This is a genomic window from Peribacillus glennii, assembly GCF_003429105.1.
GTDB lineage: Bacteria > Bacillota > Bacilli > Bacillales > DSM-1321 > Peribacillus > Peribacillus glennii.
On sequence record NZ_QVTD01000003.1, the window covers coordinates 1,466,717 to 1,484,241 of the forward strand.

The 17,525-nt window shown below is 44.2% G+C and carries 18 protein-coding genes, 1 tRNA gene and 1 other annotated feature; of the genes, 1 reads left to right on the forward strand and 18 read right to left on the reverse strand.

Annotated elements, in window-relative coordinates:
• Positions 1-80 precede the first annotated feature (80 nt).
• From leuB to D0466_RS08680, 15 genes are all read right to left on the reverse strand, one after another.
• A complete protein-coding gene (gene leuB / locus D0466_RS08610; RefSeq protein ID WP_117322082.1) occupies positions 81-1,193 on the reverse strand; it encodes a 3-isopropylmalate dehydrogenase in 1,113 nt (370 codons plus the stop codon).
• Between the two features lie 30 nt (positions 1,194-1,223).
• On the reverse strand, positions 1,224-2,756 hold the full coding sequence (locus tag D0466_RS08615) for a 2-isopropylmalate synthase (RefSeq protein WP_117322083.1): 1,533 nt from the start codon (positions 2,754-2,756) through the stop codon (positions 1,224-1,226).
• Positions 2,743-3,768, reverse strand: coding sequence for a ketol-acid reductoisomerase (gene ilvC / locus D0466_RS08620; RefSeq protein WP_117322084.1), 1,026 nt, complete (start codon positions 3,766-3,768; stop codon positions 2,743-2,745). The genes D0466_RS08615 and ilvC overlap by 14 nt, the downstream gene beginning before the upstream one ends.
• A 209-nt stretch (positions 3,769-3,977) precedes the next feature.
• Positions 3,978-4,493: an acetolactate synthase small subunit gene (ilvN, locus tag D0466_RS08625; protein ID WP_117322085.1), complete on the reverse strand. Its 516-nt coding sequence runs from the start codon at positions 4,491-4,493 to the stop codon at positions 3,978-3,980.
• Positions 4,490-6,208 carry an acetolactate synthase large subunit gene (ilvB, locus tag D0466_RS08630; protein ID WP_117322086.1) on the reverse strand — a complete coding sequence of 573 codons (1,719 nt, stop codon included), beginning with the start codon at positions 6,206-6,208 and terminating at the stop codon, positions 4,490-4,492. Before ilvB ends, ilvN begins: the two co-directional genes overlap by 4 nt.
• 174 nt (positions 6,209-6,382) lie before the next feature.
• Positions 6,383-6,642 (reverse strand) — a binding site (T-box leader).
• 336 nt (positions 6,643-6,978) lie between these two features.
• Complete coding sequence (locus tag D0466_RS23615; RefSeq protein WP_117322087.1) at positions 6,979-7,218, reverse strand: Type 1 glutamine amidotransferase-like domain-containing protein; 240 nt, start codon at positions 7,216-7,218, stop codon at positions 6,979-6,981.
• 309 nt (positions 7,219-7,527) lie between these two features.
• Positions 7,528-7,601: transfer RNA gene (locus D0466_RS08640), tRNA-Arg, on the reverse strand.
• 283 nt (positions 7,602-7,884) lie between these two features.
• On the reverse strand, positions 7,885-8,397 hold the full coding sequence (locus tag D0466_RS08645; RefSeq protein ID WP_117322271.1) for a metallophosphoesterase: 513 nt from the start codon (positions 8,395-8,397) through the stop codon (positions 7,885-7,887).
• A gap of 5 nt (positions 8,398-8,402) precedes the next feature.
• Positions 8,403-9,008 carry an XTP/dITP diphosphatase gene (locus D0466_RS08650; protein WP_117322088.1) on the reverse strand — a complete coding sequence of 202 codons (606 nt, stop codon included), beginning with the start codon at positions 9,006-9,008 and terminating at the stop codon, positions 8,403-8,405.
• Between the two features lies 1 nt (position 9,009).
• Positions 9,010-9,765, reverse strand: a complete 756-nt coding sequence (rph, locus tag D0466_RS08655) for a ribonuclease PH (protein WP_117322089.1) — start codon at positions 9,763-9,765, stop codon at positions 9,010-9,012.
• A 112-nt stretch (positions 9,766-9,877) separates the two neighbouring features.
• Positions 9,878-10,951, reverse strand: a complete 1,074-nt coding sequence (locus D0466_RS08660; protein WP_117322090.1) for a GerMN domain-containing protein — start codon at positions 10,949-10,951, stop codon at positions 9,878-9,880.
• Positions 10,952-11,059: 108 nt separating this feature from the next.
• Positions 11,060-11,860, reverse strand: a complete 801-nt coding sequence (gene racE, locus D0466_RS08665; protein WP_117322091.1) for a glutamate racemase — start codon at positions 11,858-11,860, stop codon at positions 11,060-11,062.
• 10 nt (positions 11,861-11,870) lie between these two features.
• Positions 11,871-12,314: a MarR family winged helix-turn-helix transcriptional regulator gene (locus D0466_RS08670; protein ID WP_117322092.1), complete on the reverse strand. Its 444-nt coding sequence runs from the start codon at positions 12,312-12,314 to the stop codon at positions 11,871-11,873.
• A 282-nt stretch (positions 12,315-12,596) separates the two neighbouring features.
• On the reverse strand, positions 12,597-12,821 hold the full coding sequence (gene gerE, locus D0466_RS08675; RefSeq protein ID WP_101593148.1) for a spore germination transcription factor GerE: 225 nt from the start codon (positions 12,819-12,821) through the stop codon (positions 12,597-12,599).
• A 359-nt stretch (positions 12,822-13,180) separates the two neighbouring features.
• Positions 13,181-13,645, reverse strand: coding sequence for an acyl-CoA thioesterase (locus tag D0466_RS08680; protein WP_117322093.1), 465 nt, complete (start codon positions 13,643-13,645; stop codon positions 13,181-13,183).
• 150 nt (positions 13,646-13,795) lie between these two features.
• Here D0466_RS08680 and D0466_RS08685 point away from each other — a divergent pair, with 150 nt between their 5' ends.
• Positions 13,796-13,978: an H-type small acid-soluble spore protein gene (locus D0466_RS08685; protein WP_117322094.1), complete on the forward strand. Its 183-nt coding sequence runs from the start codon at positions 13,796-13,798 to the stop codon at positions 13,976-13,978.
• 113 nt (positions 13,979-14,091) lie between these two features.
• Here D0466_RS08685 and sdhB read toward each other — a convergent pair whose 3' ends face one another.
• The 3 genes from sdhB to D0466_RS08700 form a co-directional block, all read right to left on the reverse strand.
• Complete coding sequence (gene sdhB, locus D0466_RS08690; protein WP_117322095.1) at positions 14,092-14,853, reverse strand: succinate dehydrogenase iron-sulfur subunit; 762 nt, start codon at positions 14,851-14,853, stop codon at positions 14,092-14,094.
• A gap of 3 nt (positions 14,854-14,856) precedes the next feature.
• Entirely contained in the window at positions 14,857-16,614 is a 1,758-nt protein-coding gene (gene sdhA / locus D0466_RS08695; protein ID WP_117322096.1) for a succinate dehydrogenase flavoprotein subunit, read from the reverse strand.
• Positions 16,615-16,688: 74 nt separating this feature from the next.
• Positions 16,689-17,297, reverse strand: coding sequence for a succinate dehydrogenase cytochrome b558 subunit (locus D0466_RS08700; RefSeq protein ID WP_117322097.1), 609 nt, complete (start codon positions 17,295-17,297; stop codon positions 16,689-16,691).
• Between the last annotated feature and the right edge of the window lie 228 nt (positions 17,298-17,525).

The following is a 17,525-nucleotide window of genomic DNA, read 5'->3' on the forward strand; positions in this document are numbered from 1 at the left end:
CAATCCCCCTCATTTATTTCGAAAAAAAGGGTGACCCATCATTTCTGCTGAGTCAGCCCCTATATCGTTAAGCAAGTAAATCAAGCATATGCACCCATAATATGGGAAATGGCTGCCTGGTCCAGGATTGCTCCTTTTATTTCCGCAATCATTTCCTTCGTTGTCAGTGTGCTTGTTTGCCCTCCAGCGATATCGCCTGTACGTGCCCCGGAATCAAGTGTGTCCTTTACCGCCTTTTCAACCGCTTCCGCTTCTTCCTCCAGGCCGAAAGATAAACGAAGCATGGACGCAGCTGATAGGATCATCGCGATAGGATTCGCAATATTTTTCCCTGCAATATCCGGTGCCGACCCATGTATCGGTTCAAACAGATTCGGCCCCTCGGTCGAAAGGGAGGCTGATGGAAGCATGCCAAGCGACCCAGTCAACACTGATGCTTCATCACTTAAAATATCTCCAAACATATTCTCTGTCACCATTACATCAAACTGTCTCGGGTTGCGGATCAATTGCATTGCCGCATTGTCGACAAGCATATGCTCAAGCTCCACTTCCGGATAATGGGCAGCGACCTCTTCAGCCGTCTCACGCCATAATCTGCTGGATTCAAGTACATTTGCTTTATCAACGGAGGTCACTCTTTTTTTTCGCTTGGAGGCCAATTCAAAGGCAAGTTCGATAATCCTTTTGATCTCATCTTTTTGATAGAACAATGTATCTACTACCGCTTCTTTTCCCTCATGTGTAGTCCGTTCGCTTGGCTTGCCGAAATATAATCCTCCGGTAAGCTCACGGACGATGACAAAATCCACTTCTTCAATGATTTCTTTCCTGAGCGGAGAAGATTCTGCAAGGCTGGAAAAATAACTGATTGGCCGTAAATTCGCATAAAGGTTCAACTGTTTACGGATTGCAAGCAGCCCTCTTTCCGGCCTTAAATGAGAAGGCTGGTTATCCCATTTGGGGCCTCCCACTGCGCCGAGAAGGACCGCGTCGCTGCTCTTGCAAAGTTCGATTGTTTCGTCCGGAAGGGGCGTACCCGAATTGTCGATCGCTGTACCGCCGATTTCCCCATATTGAAATTCGAATTCGTGTCCGTATCTTTCCGCTACGGCTTCCAAAATCTCAATAGCACCCCTTGTAACTTCTTTGCCGATGCCGTCACCGGGCAGGACAGTAATTTTCCTTCTCATATGAATCTTCTCCTTTCATCCTTAGTTATGTTATTGTAAAACCGTTGCTTTATCTTTTAAATAAATAACCCGGTTAACTGCATTCAAGTATGCTTTTGCACTTGCTTCCAGAACGTCCTGTGCCAACCCGCGGCCGCTCGTTTCCGTATCGAGGTATTTCATTTTCACAAAAACCTGTGCCAATGCATCTCTTCCAGCCCCTACGGATTGAATCCGGTAATCCAGCAAATTCACCTTGCCGCCTACAGACCTTTCAAGAGTGTTATATAGAGCTTCGATGCTTCCAGCTCCTGTAGCCGCTTCCTGAATCGTATCATTATTGCCATTTGTCAATGTGACTGTAGCTGTCGGAACCTGGTTGGTACCATAGGAGATTTGCATGGAAACCAAGTCGAAGAAGTTGTTGTCCCCTGACAGTTTTTCTTCTAAAACCAGGGCAATCAAATCTTCATCCGTCATTTCCTTTTTCTTGTCGGCCAATTCTTTGAATAAACCAAACAAACGGTTCATTTCTTCATCCGTTACATCCAATTTAAGCTCTTCAAGCCTGCTTTTGAACGCATGGCGGCCTGAGTGTTTACCAAGAACCAACGCATTGGATGAAATCCCGACAAGGTCAGGTGAAATAATTTCATACGTTGTCTTTTCCTTTAAGACCCCGTCCTGGTGAATGCCGGACTCGTGGGCAAAGGCGTTTCGGCCGACAACAGCTTTATTGGCCGGAACTGCCATTCCCGTCAGCTTGCTCACCAGATCACTCGTCCTCTTAATCTCATGTAATTGCAACCCTGTGTAGGTATTGTAATAATCTGCACGTGTATGAAGGGCTACTACGATTTCTTCAAGCGCCACATTTCCCGCTCTCTCGCCAATGCCATTGATTGTCCCTTCGACCTGTGTTGCCCCTGCTTCCACTGCTGCCAGGGAATTTGCAGTTGCCATTCCAAGATCATCATGGCAATGGGTGGAAAGGTCAACCTTATCAATAGAAGGAACGTGCTCCCTTAAGTACTTAAATATATTGCCATATTCAATCGGCGTTCCATAACCAACCGTGTCTGGAATATTAATTACTTTAGCCCCTGCGTTAATTACTGCTTCCACAATCTCTGCAAGATAGTCAAGTTCGGTGCGGCTTGCATCCTCTGCTGACCACTGAACAATTGGAAAGCGCACTGCCGCATATTTCACGGAATTGACTGCTTGCTCAATCACTTGTTCTTTTGACAGCTTCAGTTTATATTTCCGATGTATTGGGGATGTTGCTATGAATGTATGAATTCTTGGTTCGGCACCGTCCTTCAATGCTTCCCACGCAGCATCCAAGTCCCCTTGGACACTGCGGGCAAGACCGGTGACAGAACTGTTCCGGATTCTGTTCGCGATTTCTTTAACAGAATTGAAATCACCAGGGGAGGCAGCCGGAAAGCCTGCCTCAATGATATCCATTCCCAGCCTCTCCAACTGAAAAGCGATTTCTAATTTTTCAGTAAAATTAAGATTGACTCCGGCTGATTGCTCACCATCTCTTAGCGTCGTATCGAAAATATTAATCTTTCGCAACGGCTACCACTTCTTTCTTCTTTTGTTGTTGGACGAATGGCATCATTTTTCTCAGCTCACGGCCAACCTTCTCGATAGGATGTTCATTTTCCCTTGCATTAATCGCATTGAATACCGGGCGGTTAGCCTGGTTTTCAAGGATCCAGCCTTTAGCAAATTCGCCGTCCTGGATATCTTTCAGTACCTTTTTCATTTCTTGCTTTGCATTTTCATTCACCACACGCGGTCCAGAAACGAAATCTCCCCACTGGGCTGTGTCAGAAATGGAGTAACGCATATTCTCAAGGCCGCCTTCATACATCAGGTCAACGATTAATTTCAGCTCATGCAAACATTCAAAATAAGCGACTTCAGGCTGGTAACCGGCTTCTGTCAATGTTTCAAACCCTGCTTTGACCAGGGAAGTCAATCCGCCGCAAAGAACTGCCTGTTCCCCAAATAAATCGGTTTCCGTTTCTTCCTTGAAAGTCGTCTCTAAAGCACCTGCACGCAATGCCCCGATCCCTTTTGCATAAGCAAGGGCCAATTCTTTCGCTTCACCGCTTACATCCTGATGGATGGCGAAAAGTGCCGGAACGCCCGCTTCCTGTTCAAATGTCCTGCGTACAAGATGGCCTGGGCCTTTTGGCGCTACCAGAAGCACGTCCACATCTGCCGGAGGAACGACCTGGTGGAAATGGACATTAAATCCGTGGGCAAACATCAATGCTTGGCCTTTCCTTAGTACAGGTGCAATTTCCTCATTATATACTTTAGGCTGCTGCTCATCCGGCAATAAGATCATGATTACATCCGCCAGGTCTGCTGCATCGCCTACTGAATATACTTTAAACCCATCCTGCTCCGCTTTGTTCCAGGAGTTCCCTTTCCTTAAACCGATCACTACTTCAACGCCGCTGTCACGCAGGTTTTGGGCGTGTGCATGCCCTTGGGAGCCGTAACCGATTACCGCTACCCTTTTATTTTGAAAATAAGCTTCGTTTCCTTCTGCATTGTAGTAAACCTTTGCCATAATTGTCGCATCTCCCTTTAAAATGGTTATTTTAGATCCTAATATTATAAATTCGGCTCGAAAACAAGGAAACTTAGTCTCCCGCGCTTTTCAGCTTAGCTGAAAGGGTGCTCCATACCGATGAAACGAGCGGACAACATTTCTCCACTCGCTTCATCGAAATAGAGCAAAAATGAGCCAAAATGAAAATAAGTCATTTGTAAAAAATCTTAAACAATCGAAAGGCTTTTGTTGTTGGTGCTGCGCTGTGTACCACGCGGGAATGCCGTGGTTCCGGTCCTTGCCAGTTCCTTGATTCCATACGGCTTCAATAATTCAATAAACGCCTCGATTTTGTCGGTTTCACCGGTGATTTGGATGGTCAGGCTCTCTTTGCTGACATCAATGACCGATCCGCGGAAAGGCTCTATCAAAGCGTAGATTTCCGAGCGCGTCTGTGATGTTGCCACAACTTTAAGCAGGGCAAGCTCCCTTGCCACTATCGACTGGCTGGTGATATCCGTGACCTTTAATACATCAATTTGCTTATTCAGTTGTTTTGTCATCTGTTCAATGACATTTTCGTCATCCACCTGTACGACTACAGTGATCCTCGAAATGCCTTCCTGTTCCGAATGCCCGACTGTAATGCTCTCGATATTATAATTCCTTTTCGAAAACAGGTTGGTGATCCTGTTAAGAACTCCCGGCCTGTTGTTCACCAAAAGCGAGAGGATTCCTTTCATTTCTTTACACCTACCATTTCATTGATCCCTTTTCCTGGAGCTACCATTGGATACACATTCTCATCCGGCGTAACATTCATATCCAGAAGAATAGGCCCATCCGTTTTGAAGGCTTCAGCCATCTTTTCTTCCGCTTCATCGATTGTTGTAACTTTATATGCTTTGATGCCATAAGCCTCCGCCAATTTCACAAATGAAGGCTGATGAGGGAGCAGGCTGTGTGAATATCTGCCCTTATAGAAAATCTCCTGCCATTGCCTCACCATTCCGAGAGAATGGTTATTCACGATGATGATTTTTATTGGCAAATTCATTTCTGCGATAACACCCAGTTCCTGGCTGGTCATTTGGAAACCGGCATCGCCGACTACCGCCGCCACTGTAGCATCAGGCTGAGCCAGCTGTGCCCCGATTGCCGCCGGTACACAGAAGCCCATTGTTCCAAGCCCCCCTGAAGTTACCCAGGCATTGGGTTTGTTAAAGGTGTAATATTGTGCCGCCCACATCTGGTGCTGTCCGACATCCGTCACCACAATCGCATCACCGTTTGTTTTTTCATGCAGCATTTCCATCAATTTTTGAGGCTTAAGCTCATTGCCGTTTTCTTCATACCAATACGGAAACTCTTCCTTCCAATCCTTGATTTGCTGGATCCATTCCGAAGCATCCGGGTTTTTGCCATTTTGGGCGATCAATTGCACAAGCGCCTCCCTGGCATCCCCGACCACCGGGATTTTCGTCGGAACATTTTTTCCGATTTCAGCCGGATCGATGTCGATGTGGGCTACCTCGGCCTCTGGCGCAAAGGATGCCAGGTTTCCTGTAAGCCTGTCATCGAATCTGGCACCGATATTTATAAGAAGATCGCATTTGGACAATGCCATATTTGCCGCATAGATGCCATGCATGCCTCCCATGCCTACAAACAAAGGATGGTCAGCCGGGAACCCGCCAAGCCCGAGCAGGGTGTGTACAACCGGAATTCCCTGTTGTTCGGCATATTGCTTTAATTCAGCCGAAGCTTTTGCGTGAAGGACGCCGGCCCCGGCTAAAATCACCGGTCTTTTTGCCCCGCTTACCGCTTCCACCAGCTTTCTGATCTGGAGGTAATTTGGCTGCAATGTCGGCTGATAGCCAGGCAAATCCATTTCGGGATCTGCCTCAGCTTCGCCCTCCAGGACAGCTACGTCTTTGGGTATATCAATCAATACCGGGCCAGGACGCCCGCTAGAAGCGATATAGAACGCTTCTTTGATAATCCTTGGGAGGTCCTCCGGCTTTCTCACCTGGTAATTGTGCTTTGTAATCGGTGTTGTGATGCCAAGTATATCTGCTTCCTGGAAAGCATCCGAGCCTATGACGCTTGTTGCGACCTGTCCTGTAAACACTACGAGCGGTAGTGAATCTATCATTGCATCCGCGAGCCCGGTTACGATATTCGTGGCCCCCGGTCCGGAAGTGGCAATTACTACGCCTGGTTTGCCGGTGATTCTCGCGTACCCTTCAGCGGCGTGTATCGATCCTTGCTCGTGCCTGGCCAGTACATGAAACACTCCTGATTCATACAACGCATCGTATATCGGCAGGACAGCACCTCCCGGATATCCAAAGATGACTTCGACTTTTTGCTTTTTTAAGCCGTCGATTAAAAAATCAGCACCGCTTTTCTTGGTTTTTCCAACCTTTTTCTCAGCTACTACTGCCTTTTGCGTCATAGTGTTGACATCCTCCCAATTTTACTTTTTATTCCTTAAACGTTTATGTGACAACCTGGATAAGTTACAGTGCTTATTTTTAAAGCTTCGCCATCTTAGGTAAAGCAATGCTTATTTCCGCCTTTTTCCATACAAAAAAACCTCTCCACCCAAATAAGCCCGCTTACAGCAAGCTAAAGGGGTGAAAAGGTTTTATCGGCCTATCCACGGTACCACCCTTTTTCGTACAGTTCATTCTGCACGCACTTATGAATGGCGTCGCCACTCGGTTTTGATAACGGGTACTGGTAGGCACCCGTTCAGCTTTACTGGTTAAACGTTCAAGCTGAAGCTCAGAGGGGAGTTCATTTTTTGGGGCAATGCCGGTTCTCAGCAACCCCGGCTCTCTGTGAATGCCTTGACAAAAAATTACTTATCCTCATCAATGCTTTTTGCATATTATCATTCAATTCAGAATTTATTGTCCAGTTATTTGTGGATTATATTACGCCCATTTTAAAGGTACGTCAATAACTTTTTTAGAATTATTTGACTATTCTAATTAATAGCGATTATTGTATCCGCTTACAAAGGCATAGCTATAATGTTTCTCGGCCATTAAAGTTTTTTTGACTTTTTTTGAACAAGTTTTTCAAATTTAGGTGCGTTTGATTGGAGGAAAAATACTGGAAGTAGTGAAACCCATGACAATTAAGCAATCAGTTGAATACAAGTTAATGTAAATTATCGCAGTTTTAGTGGGGTAATTTTATATTCCTCCCATTTTTTCATCATTTTGCATAATTTCCGCCTCCACGATATATTAGGTCAGCAGACTCAATCTTTTTCTTTATGTCAGGTTCACCCGGATGATTATGTATGCAACGAAGTATATAAACTTGGGATTGTAACCGTTTTCCAAATTTCTCAGTGGACTCTGCTATATAAACCTCATCGTCATTACTTTCGGTAGGTACAAACAAAACATTCGAATTGGGTTTTCCGATCAGTTCAACAATTCGTTTACTGATATGTTAATGATCTGCATGTTTTATAAATCCTCCGCCTATTAACACTAATCTCATTAAAAAAAAACCGCCCCACAGTATCTAGTGTTAACATTGAGTAATACAAACTATAAATCCTTCTTAATTCCTTCCTGCTGTTAAAACGGCAATTAAAATCTCACATAAAACAGATGAAAAAAATATTCAATTATCTAATACTGCACTTTAATTACTGTGTTTTTCGCGAAATATAATTATCACTTAGTGTCTCCACTTTTTGCATAAAAAAAGAAAACCTCTTTGTAATAGGAGGTTTTCTGCTGTTTCGTATAGCGTCCCAGGAGAGATTCGAACTCCCGACCGACGGCTTAGAAGGCCGTTGCTCTATCCAGCTGAGCTACTGGGACAAGTTAAAAATTATGAAATTAATACAGCTTACATACTTAGAAGCGTCGTCCTGATCTCAGCAAGATCATTCAAGATGCAGCTCGATCAGTACGCTGTAGGATTTCATGGAAGCCTACTCGATCGTGCTTTATCCAGCTGAGCTACTGGGACATTTTTAGCAGATATTGCACTTTTTTCTTTTTTAAGGACAATTCTTATTATAGTGCGATAGCTTTCGAAAGTCAACATACTTTTGAAAAAAAGACAGGAAATATTTCCACTCCCTGTCTATTATACTAAAAATCATTCCAAAAGATAAGTCCGGCTTAGCTGTTTCAGTTCATTTCCTTCGATATCAAAGAACGACACTTTGATTTCCTGATTCATTTGTTCCACAATGGCATATGTTTTTACTGAGATTCCCTTAGGCAGCCGGATGCTCCCCGGGTTAATGAAAATACGGCCGTTTACCAGTTCGGATCCTGCACTGTGCGAATGCCCGAAACACACAATCCGGGCATTTGTTTCTTCGCTTTTATATGCCAGGTTGATCAATGTCATTTTTACATTATACAGATGTCCATGTGTAACAAAAAAGTAAATCCCGCCGATCTCCTCGAGGCGCTCATCCGGATAATCTGTATCAAAATCACAATTGCCTCTTACAGACAAAAAATCCGTCATTTCTGGGGAGGCCATAGGAAGTTCTGAATCTCCGCAGTGAATCATTGTATCCACTTCATTCCGATGGCGCCCTTTGATCATGTCAATTTCATGAGTGAGTCCGTGGCTGTCACTCATTATGAGCACTTTCATTGTTTTCACTCTTCTCCCTCTATAAATTGGTCAAGCTTCTCCTCCAGGGCTTTTAATGCCTTGGCCCGATGGCTGATCGCATTTTTTTCACCACTGTCCATCTCTGCCATCATTTTCCCTTTTTCCTGTACATAAAAGACGGGGTCGTAACCGAATCCGTTTTCTCCGGATGGCACTTTCGCAATAATACCGTCAACAGAACCGGATACGGTAATGGTTTGTTGATTCGGGGATGCCAGCGCGAGGGCACAATAAAACCTGGCTGTCCTTTGGGCATCCGGAATTCCTTCGAGCTCTTCCAAAACTTTAGCCGTGTTGGCCGCGTCATTTTTTTCCTCTCCTGCATACCTGGCCGAGTAGATTCCCGGCCTTCCATCCAACGCATCTACGATCAAACCTGAATCATCGGCGACAACGAACCGGCCAAATTCATTGGCGATAGCCTCGGCTTTCAATATGGCGTTTTCTTCAAAAGTAGTGCCGGTCTCTTCCACATCTATGGAAGGATCCAAATCTAAAAGTGTAAGCACCTGATAACCTTTCGGGTGAAACAGACTTTCAAATTCCTTGGCTTTGCCCTTGTTTTTGGTAGCAATGATGACAGTCTTCAATTCACTTCCCGCCTTCCATGTTTGGGATTTTGTCTGCTATTTTCCCAAGAGCCGCCTTCTGGGCTTCAAATAATTCGTTCAACCCTTCCTGCGCACTGGCTAACAATTCCTGCAATTCAACCATAGAAAACGTTGCTTCTTCCCCCGTTCCCTGTAATTCCACAAATTCTCCGCTTCTTGTCATGATGACGTTCATATCCACAAGAGCTGCAGAATCCTCCACATAGTTCAGGTCAAGAACGATGCCATGTTGTTCCAATTTGCCGACACTGGTAGCTGCAAGAAAATTTTTTATTGGAAATGCAGCGATTTTCTTATCTTCGTGGAGCTTGTTTACAGCGATTGCCATTGCAACGAAAGCGCCTGTGATGGATGCTGTTCTGGTTCCCCCATCCGCCTGGATGACATCGCAATCAATCCAGATGGTTTTTTCTCCCAATGCGTCCAGGTCGACGATCGCCCGCAGCGCCCTCCCGATCAAACGCTGAATTTCCATGGTCCGCCCCGTGATTTTCCCTTTGGAAGATTCCCTTATCGTGCGTTGATTTGTCGCACGCGGCAGCATCGAATATTCGGCTGTAATCCACCCTTTGCCCTGTCCCCTCATAAAAGGCGGGACTCGGTCTTCAATGCTTGCAGCGCATATTACCTTCGTGTCCCCTACGGTGATTAAAACAGAGCCTTCCGGATGCTTTAAATAATTTGTTTCGATATGTATCGGCCTTAATTCGTTTTTCGTTCTACCATCGAAGCGCATTTGTTTTCCTCCTGCTCGTAACAGTCTTTTGTTAAATGAAATAAATAGAAAAGAAGGCAGCTTTATGCATGCCTTCGTACTTAACAATATTTAGTATAACAAAAATATCTTTTTAAAAACTACCAGTGTTCACTTTTTCAGGACGGATTACAGGTTCGGTTATAGGTTTTCCTTCCGCGTTCATTAGCTTGGCACTTCCATTGACCTGCAATTCCACACTTTTTATTCCATCCTGTTCAGTCAATGACAGTACCAGGGCGTCCAGCATCGTTTTGGATACTTTCTTCTCCTTGAAGCTTCCAAGGATCGACTTATTAAAATTCAAGGTCACTTTTCCTTCAGAAAGCTTTGGTGAATCGAGCAGTTTAACATCAGGCATGAAATCAGACAAAAGGTTATAAGAATAGGAAGGGCCTTTGATCAGTTCATCAATAACCGCTGCGACATTATCCTGTTTTGTTTCGCTAACCCGCTTTGTGACCGGAACATAATAGTGGCTGCCTTCATCTCCACCGACATAGTAAACGGTCAGCGGTCTTGTATTTGTTATATCAGCAACTTCAGTAGTGTCGAGGTTAATTCCGTGCGCACGGGTTAGCCCTTCCTGAAGGGGCGTTCCGTTCACAGGCATTTCTTTCAACTCTCGGCCGTTCATTTGCAGTTTTACTTTTTTTACGGAATCGAATTGGGTAAGCGTCCAAGTAATAGCCTGCACGATTTTCAATTCATCTTCCTTCTTGTAATTTTTAAATTCCGGTGAGAAATCCACCACCGCGACACCATCTTTATCAATATTCAGGTCGATTTGAGTATCAGCAGGCAAGACTGCCCGGAATCCGTTTGGCAGGACATTGCTCACCGGCCCGTTCACTACCAGATATTCCAATGCCTGCTTGGCGACGCCCTGTGAATTGGGAAGCTCAATTGTCTGCGGCACGACATATCCTTCCTTATCTATGAGGTAAAGCTCTGTTTTGACATTTTGGGCGGCTTCATCTTTTTTGGCTTCGGTTTTCGCACTGTTTTCTGAACCCTCCAGTTCTTGGGCATCACTTTCATAAGAGACCTCTTTCGGCGGATCGATTTTAGCTGTTTTATCGCCCGATTCAAAGATCCCGCAGCCCGACAATAATACAGTAGTGGCAAGTACCGTCGAGGCAATCGTTCTTTTAGCAGCTTTAGACATCATATTCCCTCCCAGGACAGTTTGTACTACTATTTATACGAGCCCTGGTTAAAAATAGACCGCTATATTACATAAAGTCCACAAAAAAATAAGGCTTCCTTCGAAGCCTTATTGATCTATCTTTATCGTTTGGACATACGAAATATTTCCGCCGAGCCAAAGGGAAGCGATTTGCTGGAAAATATCCCTCGACCCTGTTGTAAAAAATCGATGGTCTGCTGTTGCATGGCTGGTGTTCAACAGGCCGCTGTGATGCAGGATAACACTTGCTTCACGCGCTGTTTCATCCCCTGAAGATATCACCTGAATCCCGTCCCCCATATATTTGCTTATAGCCAATCCCAGCAGCGGGTAATGGGTACAACCCAGGATCAATGTATCAATCTGTTTTTCTTTTAACGGCTTCAAGGTTTCCGCGATAACCTTCTCTACGATTGGCCCTTCAAATTCTCCGCTTTCTACAATTGGGACAAACTTTGGGCAGGCCAAACTGTCAACATGGACCCACTTATTGATAGATTTAAGGGCTTGGTCATAAGCCTTGCTTTTAACCGTCCCGATTGTCCCGATTACGCCAATCTGTAAATTTTGGGACACTTTAAGGGCAGCCCTTGCACCCGGATGGATAACTCCCAAAACCGGGATGTCCAATTCGTCCCTTATTTCCTCCAAAACAGCGGCAGTGGCTGTATTACAGGCAATAATCAGCATTTTGATATTATGCTTTAATAAGTACTTTGTAATCTGCCAAGTAAACTTCTTTACTTCTTCGACCGGACGCGGCCCATATGGGCATCGGGCAGTATCGCCAACATAGACGATATTTTCATTGGGCAGCTGGCGGATAACCTCCTTCGCCACTGTCAGGCCGCCAACTCCGGAATCGATAATGCCAATTGGTTGCTTCAAAAATCTCGCCTCATTCTTCTCTCATTTCATGATGCAATTTAATTAAGTTTTCTTTGAGGGAAGCTGTTTCCTTACTTGTAAAATTGCTCAGGATATCCGCTAAATAATGCTGCCGCTTTTTAAGCACTTCATCAATGATGCGTTCTCCTTCTTCCAAAAGATGGATACGGACCACCCTGCGGTCTTTTTCATCCTTCACCCGCATCACCAAGAGATTCTTTTCCATGCGGTCAATTAAGTCCGTCGTCGTGCTGAAAGCAAGGAACATTTTTGTGGAAAGCTCGCCAATCGTCATGTCCCCGTCCTCAAACAGCCATTGAAGAGCAACGAATTGGGGAGGTGTAATTTTATAATTGCTTAAAATCTCCCTCCCCTTTTGTTTGATTAGGGAAGAAATATATCGAAGTTCTTTTTCTATTTCTGCAACATGCTCCATATTTTTGACTTGATCCATTGTAATACAGCTCCCCGAAATAAACATCGTGATCAACTAGATTTATTGTTAGTATCTATTAAAGTCTTATAAATTTCAAGGAACAATCATTGGAACTCGGGCAAATGCACATAATACAGGCACGTTTTCGGAAAAAAATTAAGCAATAACCCGTATGATGGATATAGCAAACATGCCATGTTCCCATCAATGTTGAGTTATTGCTTTCCATACCGTGATGTATTTCGTTGGATCCTTCGCCTTAATCTATTATAAAAAGAATTATTGAAAGCGATCAATACATCAAAGCTCTAGTTCTCCCATTCGAAGGAGTTCTACTACTGCTTGTGAACGCCCTTTAACTCCAAGCTTTTGCATCGCATTCGAGATATGGTTGCGAACCGTTTTCTCGCTGATGAACAATTCACCTGCGATTTCTTTCGTTGTTTTGTCCTGTACTAATAACTCAAATACTTCTCTTTCTCTTTTGGTGAGTAATGGCTTATGAGTGAATTCGTTCTCCTTCAAGTATTGTAACCCTCCTTGCCTTCACCAGCATAAACCCGGAATGGGTGTCTATTTAGTCATCATATATTATGTCAGGAAGGCCAAGGGAGTGACTGTTTTCCATGAAGGAGATACCTATTTTTTAACCCGAAATACTTACGATTTACTTGGGAGAAAAAAAGTATCAACTGCTCAATCTGTATAAGGAAACTACACAACCATCTTACTTTTGCAAGGCTGCCGTTCGGTGGGTTTTTATATATTTGAACTAAAGAATTGCGTTTTAATAATTAATGTTGTGTCAAAAGTATGTAAAACCCTGGTTTTCGATGAATGACCCAGAAATATACTGGGGTAAACTTCACATTCAATAATTCAACTTATAATGTGCTTTCTTCATGATGTTCCATCAGCTTCCTTGCCGATTCCGTCCATGGGATTGGCTTTCCGGTGGCCTTGGAAATCTGTACAACTGTTCCCCTCCCCGTTAGGCAGATGTCCCCGTTGCCCTTTTTCCCCATATAATGGATGTCCACTGAAGAATTCCCGATCCTTTCAGCTTTTACATGGATAAAAAGCTTGTCATTGAAGAATATTTGCTTTAGAAAATCGCATTGAAGGTCAGCTACCACAGGAATTGCTTCACTTTCCGGATTTACCCATTGCTGCATGAATCCGAGAGTTTTAAAATACTCAATCCGTGCTTCTTCAAAATATGTAAAAGGAACTGTATTATTCAAATGCCCAAACATATCCGTTTCCGAAAAACGTACGTTTACTTCATGCTTAAAGGGAAATGATGTTTCCCAGTCTTCCATATTGTTTACATAAGTTATTCTGCCCATGTTGTAATCTCCTTTTTTTAAAATGAATGGCTGTTCATTCATTTTATAAAATTTTCGTAAAACAGGAAAGTGATTTCCATGAAAAGAATGGTATAAAATGCAAAAACATTATAAAAACTAAAGCAAATAAATTGAATGGAGTGATTGGAAATGGATGCACGGCGCGTTAAACAAATCTTATCATCTTCCGCGGACATCGATGTCAATTATAATGGGGTTTCCGTTTGGATCGATACGTTAAATGAAGATGGCAGAACAGCAACTGTCCATTTGAGGGGCGATTCAGATTCAAAACATTCAAATGTAGATATATCAGAATTGAACGAGGTATAGTACGCAGACAGAAGCATGGTAATGTACTATTTGTATCATTTCTGGGATATTTGCATTTAAATTAAAATACCTGCCGAGGATTTCCTCAGGCAGGCATTTTTTGATGTAAAACGTTACACCTGGTCGCTTCCGAAAAAATTGCGGAAGGATTGCAGTGTTGTGTCACGGTTAAGTGCTGCAATCGATGTAGTCAACGGAATGCCTTTCGGGCACGACTGCACACAGTTTTGTGAGTTTCCGCAGTTTGCAAGTCCTCCGTCACCCATTATTGCATTCAGTCGTTCAGCCTTATTCATTGCACCTGTTGGGTGCGCATTGAACAGGCGCACCTGTGAAAGTGGTGCGGGTCCAATGAAATCGGAATTGCTGTTTACGTTCGGGCATGCTTCAAGGCAAACACCGCAAGTCATGCACTTGGACAATTCGTAGGCCCATTGGCGCTTTCTTTCCGGCATCCGCGGACCCGGTCCAAGATTGTATGTTCCATCGATCGGAATCCAGGCTTTCACCTTTTTCAATGAATCGAACATGCGGCTGCGATCCACCTGCAGGTCGCGGACAACAGGGAAAGTACGCATCGGTTCAAGGCGGATTGGCTGTTCCAGCTGGTCCACAAGAGCGGTACAAGACTGCCTCGGTTTGCCGTTAATGACCATCGAGCAGGCTCCGCACACTTCCTCAAGACAGTTCATATCCCAAGCTATTGGTGTTGTCTTTTCCCCTTTTACGGTTACAGGGTTACGGCGAATTTCCATTAATGCGGAAATTACGTTCATGTTCGGGCGATATGGTAAATCGAATTCCTCTGTATAAGGGGCTGAATCAGGTTGATCTTGTCGCGTAATTACAAAACGCACTGTTTTTGCCTCAGCCATTCCTTATTCCCCCTTTTTCTTCGAATAATCACGTTTACGTGGCTTTATCAGTGATACATCTATTTCTTCATAGTGGAATGCCGGTGCAGTATTGGAACCGGTAAACTTGGCCATAGTGGTCTTCATGAATTCTTCATCGTTCCGATCCGGGAATTCAGGCTTGTAATGCGCTCCGCGGCTTTCGTTGCGGTTATATGCACCAATCGTGATGACACGCGCCAATTGAAGCATGTTTTGCAGCTGTCTTGTGAAAGCGGCTCCTTGGTTGCTCCATTTAGCAGTATCGTTGATATTGATATTTTGGTAGCGTTCCAACAGCTCCTGGATCTTTTCATCCGTTTTCAGCAGCTTGTCATTATAGCGGACAACGGTAACGTTATCTGTCATCCATTCGCCTAATTCCTTATGGAGGACATACGCGTTTTCCGTACCATTCAAGTTCATAATGCCATTCCATTTATCTTCTTGTTCTTTAACGTGTCGGTCAAATACAGAGGAAGAAATGGCATCTGCGCTCTTGGCCAGCCCGTTTACGTATTTAACCGCGTTTGGTCCGGCAACCATGCCGCCGTAAATAGCAGAAAGCAGCGAGTTAGCTCCAAGGCGGTTTGCTCCGTGCTGGGAATAATCACATTCGCCGGCAGCAAAAAGGCCTTTAATGTTTGTCATTTGGTCATAATCAACCCATAATCCGCCCATTGAATAGTGAACGGCAGGGAAAATCTTCATAGGGACCTTGCGCGGATCTTCACCCATGAACTTTTCATAGATTTCAATAATTCCGCCCAGCTTGATATCAAGTTCTTTTGGATCCTTATGGGAAAGATCGAGATAAACCATGTTCTCCCCGTTGATGCCAAGCTTTTGGCTGACGCAAACATCGAAAATTTCTCGCGTAGCGATATCACGAGGCACAAGGTTTCCGTATGCCGGATATTTTTCCTCTAGGAAATACCACGGCTTTCCGTCTTTATAAGTCCAGACTCGGCCGCCTTCACCGCGTGCTGATTCACTCATCAAGCGCAATTTATCGTCGCCGGGCAATGCTGTAGGGTGGATTTGGATAAACTCCCCGTTTGCATAATATACGCCCTGCTGGTAAACGATAGATGCAGCTGAACCTGTATTAATAATGGAATTGGTGGATTTCCCAAAGATGATCCCTGGTCCGCCGCTGGCCATGATGACAGCATCGGCAGGGAAAGACTTGATCTCCATTGACGTCAGGTTCTGCGCTGTGATGCCTCGGCAAATCTCTTCATCATCAATGATGGCGCCAAGGAATTCCCAGCCTTCATACTTCGTCACAAGTCCCGCTACCTCATAGCGGCGGACTTGCTCGTCCAACGCATACAGCAGCTGCTGTCCCGTTGTGGCACCGGCAAAAGCGGTACGGTGGTGCTGGGTTCCACCAAAACGGCGGAAGTCGAGAAGCCCCTCCGGAGTACGGTTAAACATAACTCCCATACGGTCGAACATGTGAATGATTGAAGGCGCAGCGTCACACATCGCCTGCACAGGAGGCTGGTTAGCCAGGAAGTCCCCTCCGTAAATTGTATCGTCAAAATGGATATAAGGAGAATCCCCTTCCCCTTTTGTATTGACAGCTCCGTTGATTCCGCCCTGGGCACAAACAGAGTGAGAACGTTTTACTGGAACTAATGAGAACAATTCTACTTGTTGTCCTGCCTCGGCCGCTTTGATGGTAGCCATTAACCCGGCCAAACCGCCGCCGACGACAATAATTTTACCTTTACTCAACCTCGCTCACTCCCTTTTTTTTCCAATACCAAGGCTTCTTGCGCTGCCCTGACTTCTATCTATTAACCTTTTATTTATGCAAATGCCAAAATGGTGCTAACACCCAATGCAGAAAGCGCAACAAAGATTACCAATGTTACATATGTAGAAATTCTTTGCGACTTAGGGGAAACAGTAATTCCCCAGCTCACTGCGAATGACCATAATCCATTCGCAAAATGGAATGTAGTAGAAACGATACCAATGATGTAGAACCATAACATAAGCGGGTTAGAAAGAATATTTTCCATCATTTGAAAGTCCACATGTGTACCAAATGCAGCCTGGATTCTTGTTTCCCATAGATGCCATACTACAAATATTAACGTTATAATCCCGGTCACCCGCTGAAGCATGAACATCCAATTCCGGAAATATCCATATCTTCCAACATTATTTTTCGCTGTAAACGCAATATAGATCCCATATACAGCATGATAGAGCAACGGTAAATAAATGATAGCGGTCTCGAGCAAAAGCCGGAATGGCAAGTTACCCATAAAGTGTGCCGCCTTGTTAAACGCATCTTCCCCTCTTAAACCATAGCTGTTGACCACTAAATGCTGGATCAAAAACACGCCGACTGGAATCACACCAAGTAATGAATGCAGCCTGCGATTGGCGAACTCACGATTTCCTGCCACAAAGTGCCCCCCCTTAAATTAATAATTTTCTGTTGTAAAATCATATATCCCTATCATTTAAAGATGAATTGCTATGATTCTACATTTTCTAACAATTATGTGACATATACATTTTACTCCTGACTTTTTGAGGCGTCAAGAAACCGGATACATAAATCTTTTTGCAAAATATAAATATTTAAATAATTTCTCAGCCTTGGCAAACGCTGTAATATCCGGGAATCAAAC

Excerpts from the sequence above, each read along its gene's own strand:
- sdhB (WP_117322095.1), bottom strand. The coding sequence starts at position 14,853 with ATGGCTGAGGCAAAAACAGTGCGTTTTGTAATTACGCGACAAGATCAA.
- rph (WP_117322089.1), bottom strand. The coding sequence starts at position 9,765 with ATGCGCTTCGATGGTAGAACGAAAAACGAATTAAGGCCGATACATATC.
- D0466_RS08670 (WP_117322092.1), bottom strand. The coding sequence starts at position 12,314 with ATGGATCAAGTCAAAAATATGGAGCATGTTGCAGAAATAGAAAAAGAA.
- D0466_RS08685 (WP_117322094.1), top strand. The coding sequence starts at position 13,796 with ATGGATGCACGGCGCGTTAAACAAATCTTATCATCTTCCGCGGACATC.
- ilvB (WP_117322086.1), bottom strand. The coding sequence starts at position 6,208 with ATGACGCAAAAGGCAGTAGTAGCTGAGAAAAAGGTTGGAAAAACCAAG.
- D0466_RS08680 (WP_117322093.1), bottom strand. The coding sequence starts at position 13,645 with ATGGGCAGAATAACTTATGTAAACAATATGGAAGACTGGGAAACATCA.
- D0466_RS08645 (WP_117322271.1), bottom strand. The coding sequence starts at position 8,397 with ATGAAAGTGCTCATAATGAGTGACAGCCACGGACTCACTCATGAAATT.
- ilvN (WP_117322085.1), bottom strand. The coding sequence starts at position 4,493 with ATGAAAGGAATCCTCTCGCTTTTGGTGAACAACAGGCCGGGAGTTCTT.
- leuB (WP_117322082.1), bottom strand. The coding sequence starts at position 1,193 with ATGAGAAGGAAAATTACTGTCCTGCCCGGTGACGGCATCGGCAAAGAA.
- D0466_RS08660 (WP_117322090.1), bottom strand. The coding sequence starts at position 10,951 with ATGTCTAAAGCTGCTAAAAGAACGATTGCCTCGACGGTACTTGCCACT.
- ilvC (WP_117322084.1), bottom strand. The coding sequence starts at position 3,768 with ATGGCAAAGGTTTACTACAATGCAGAAGGAAACGAAGCTTATTTTCAA.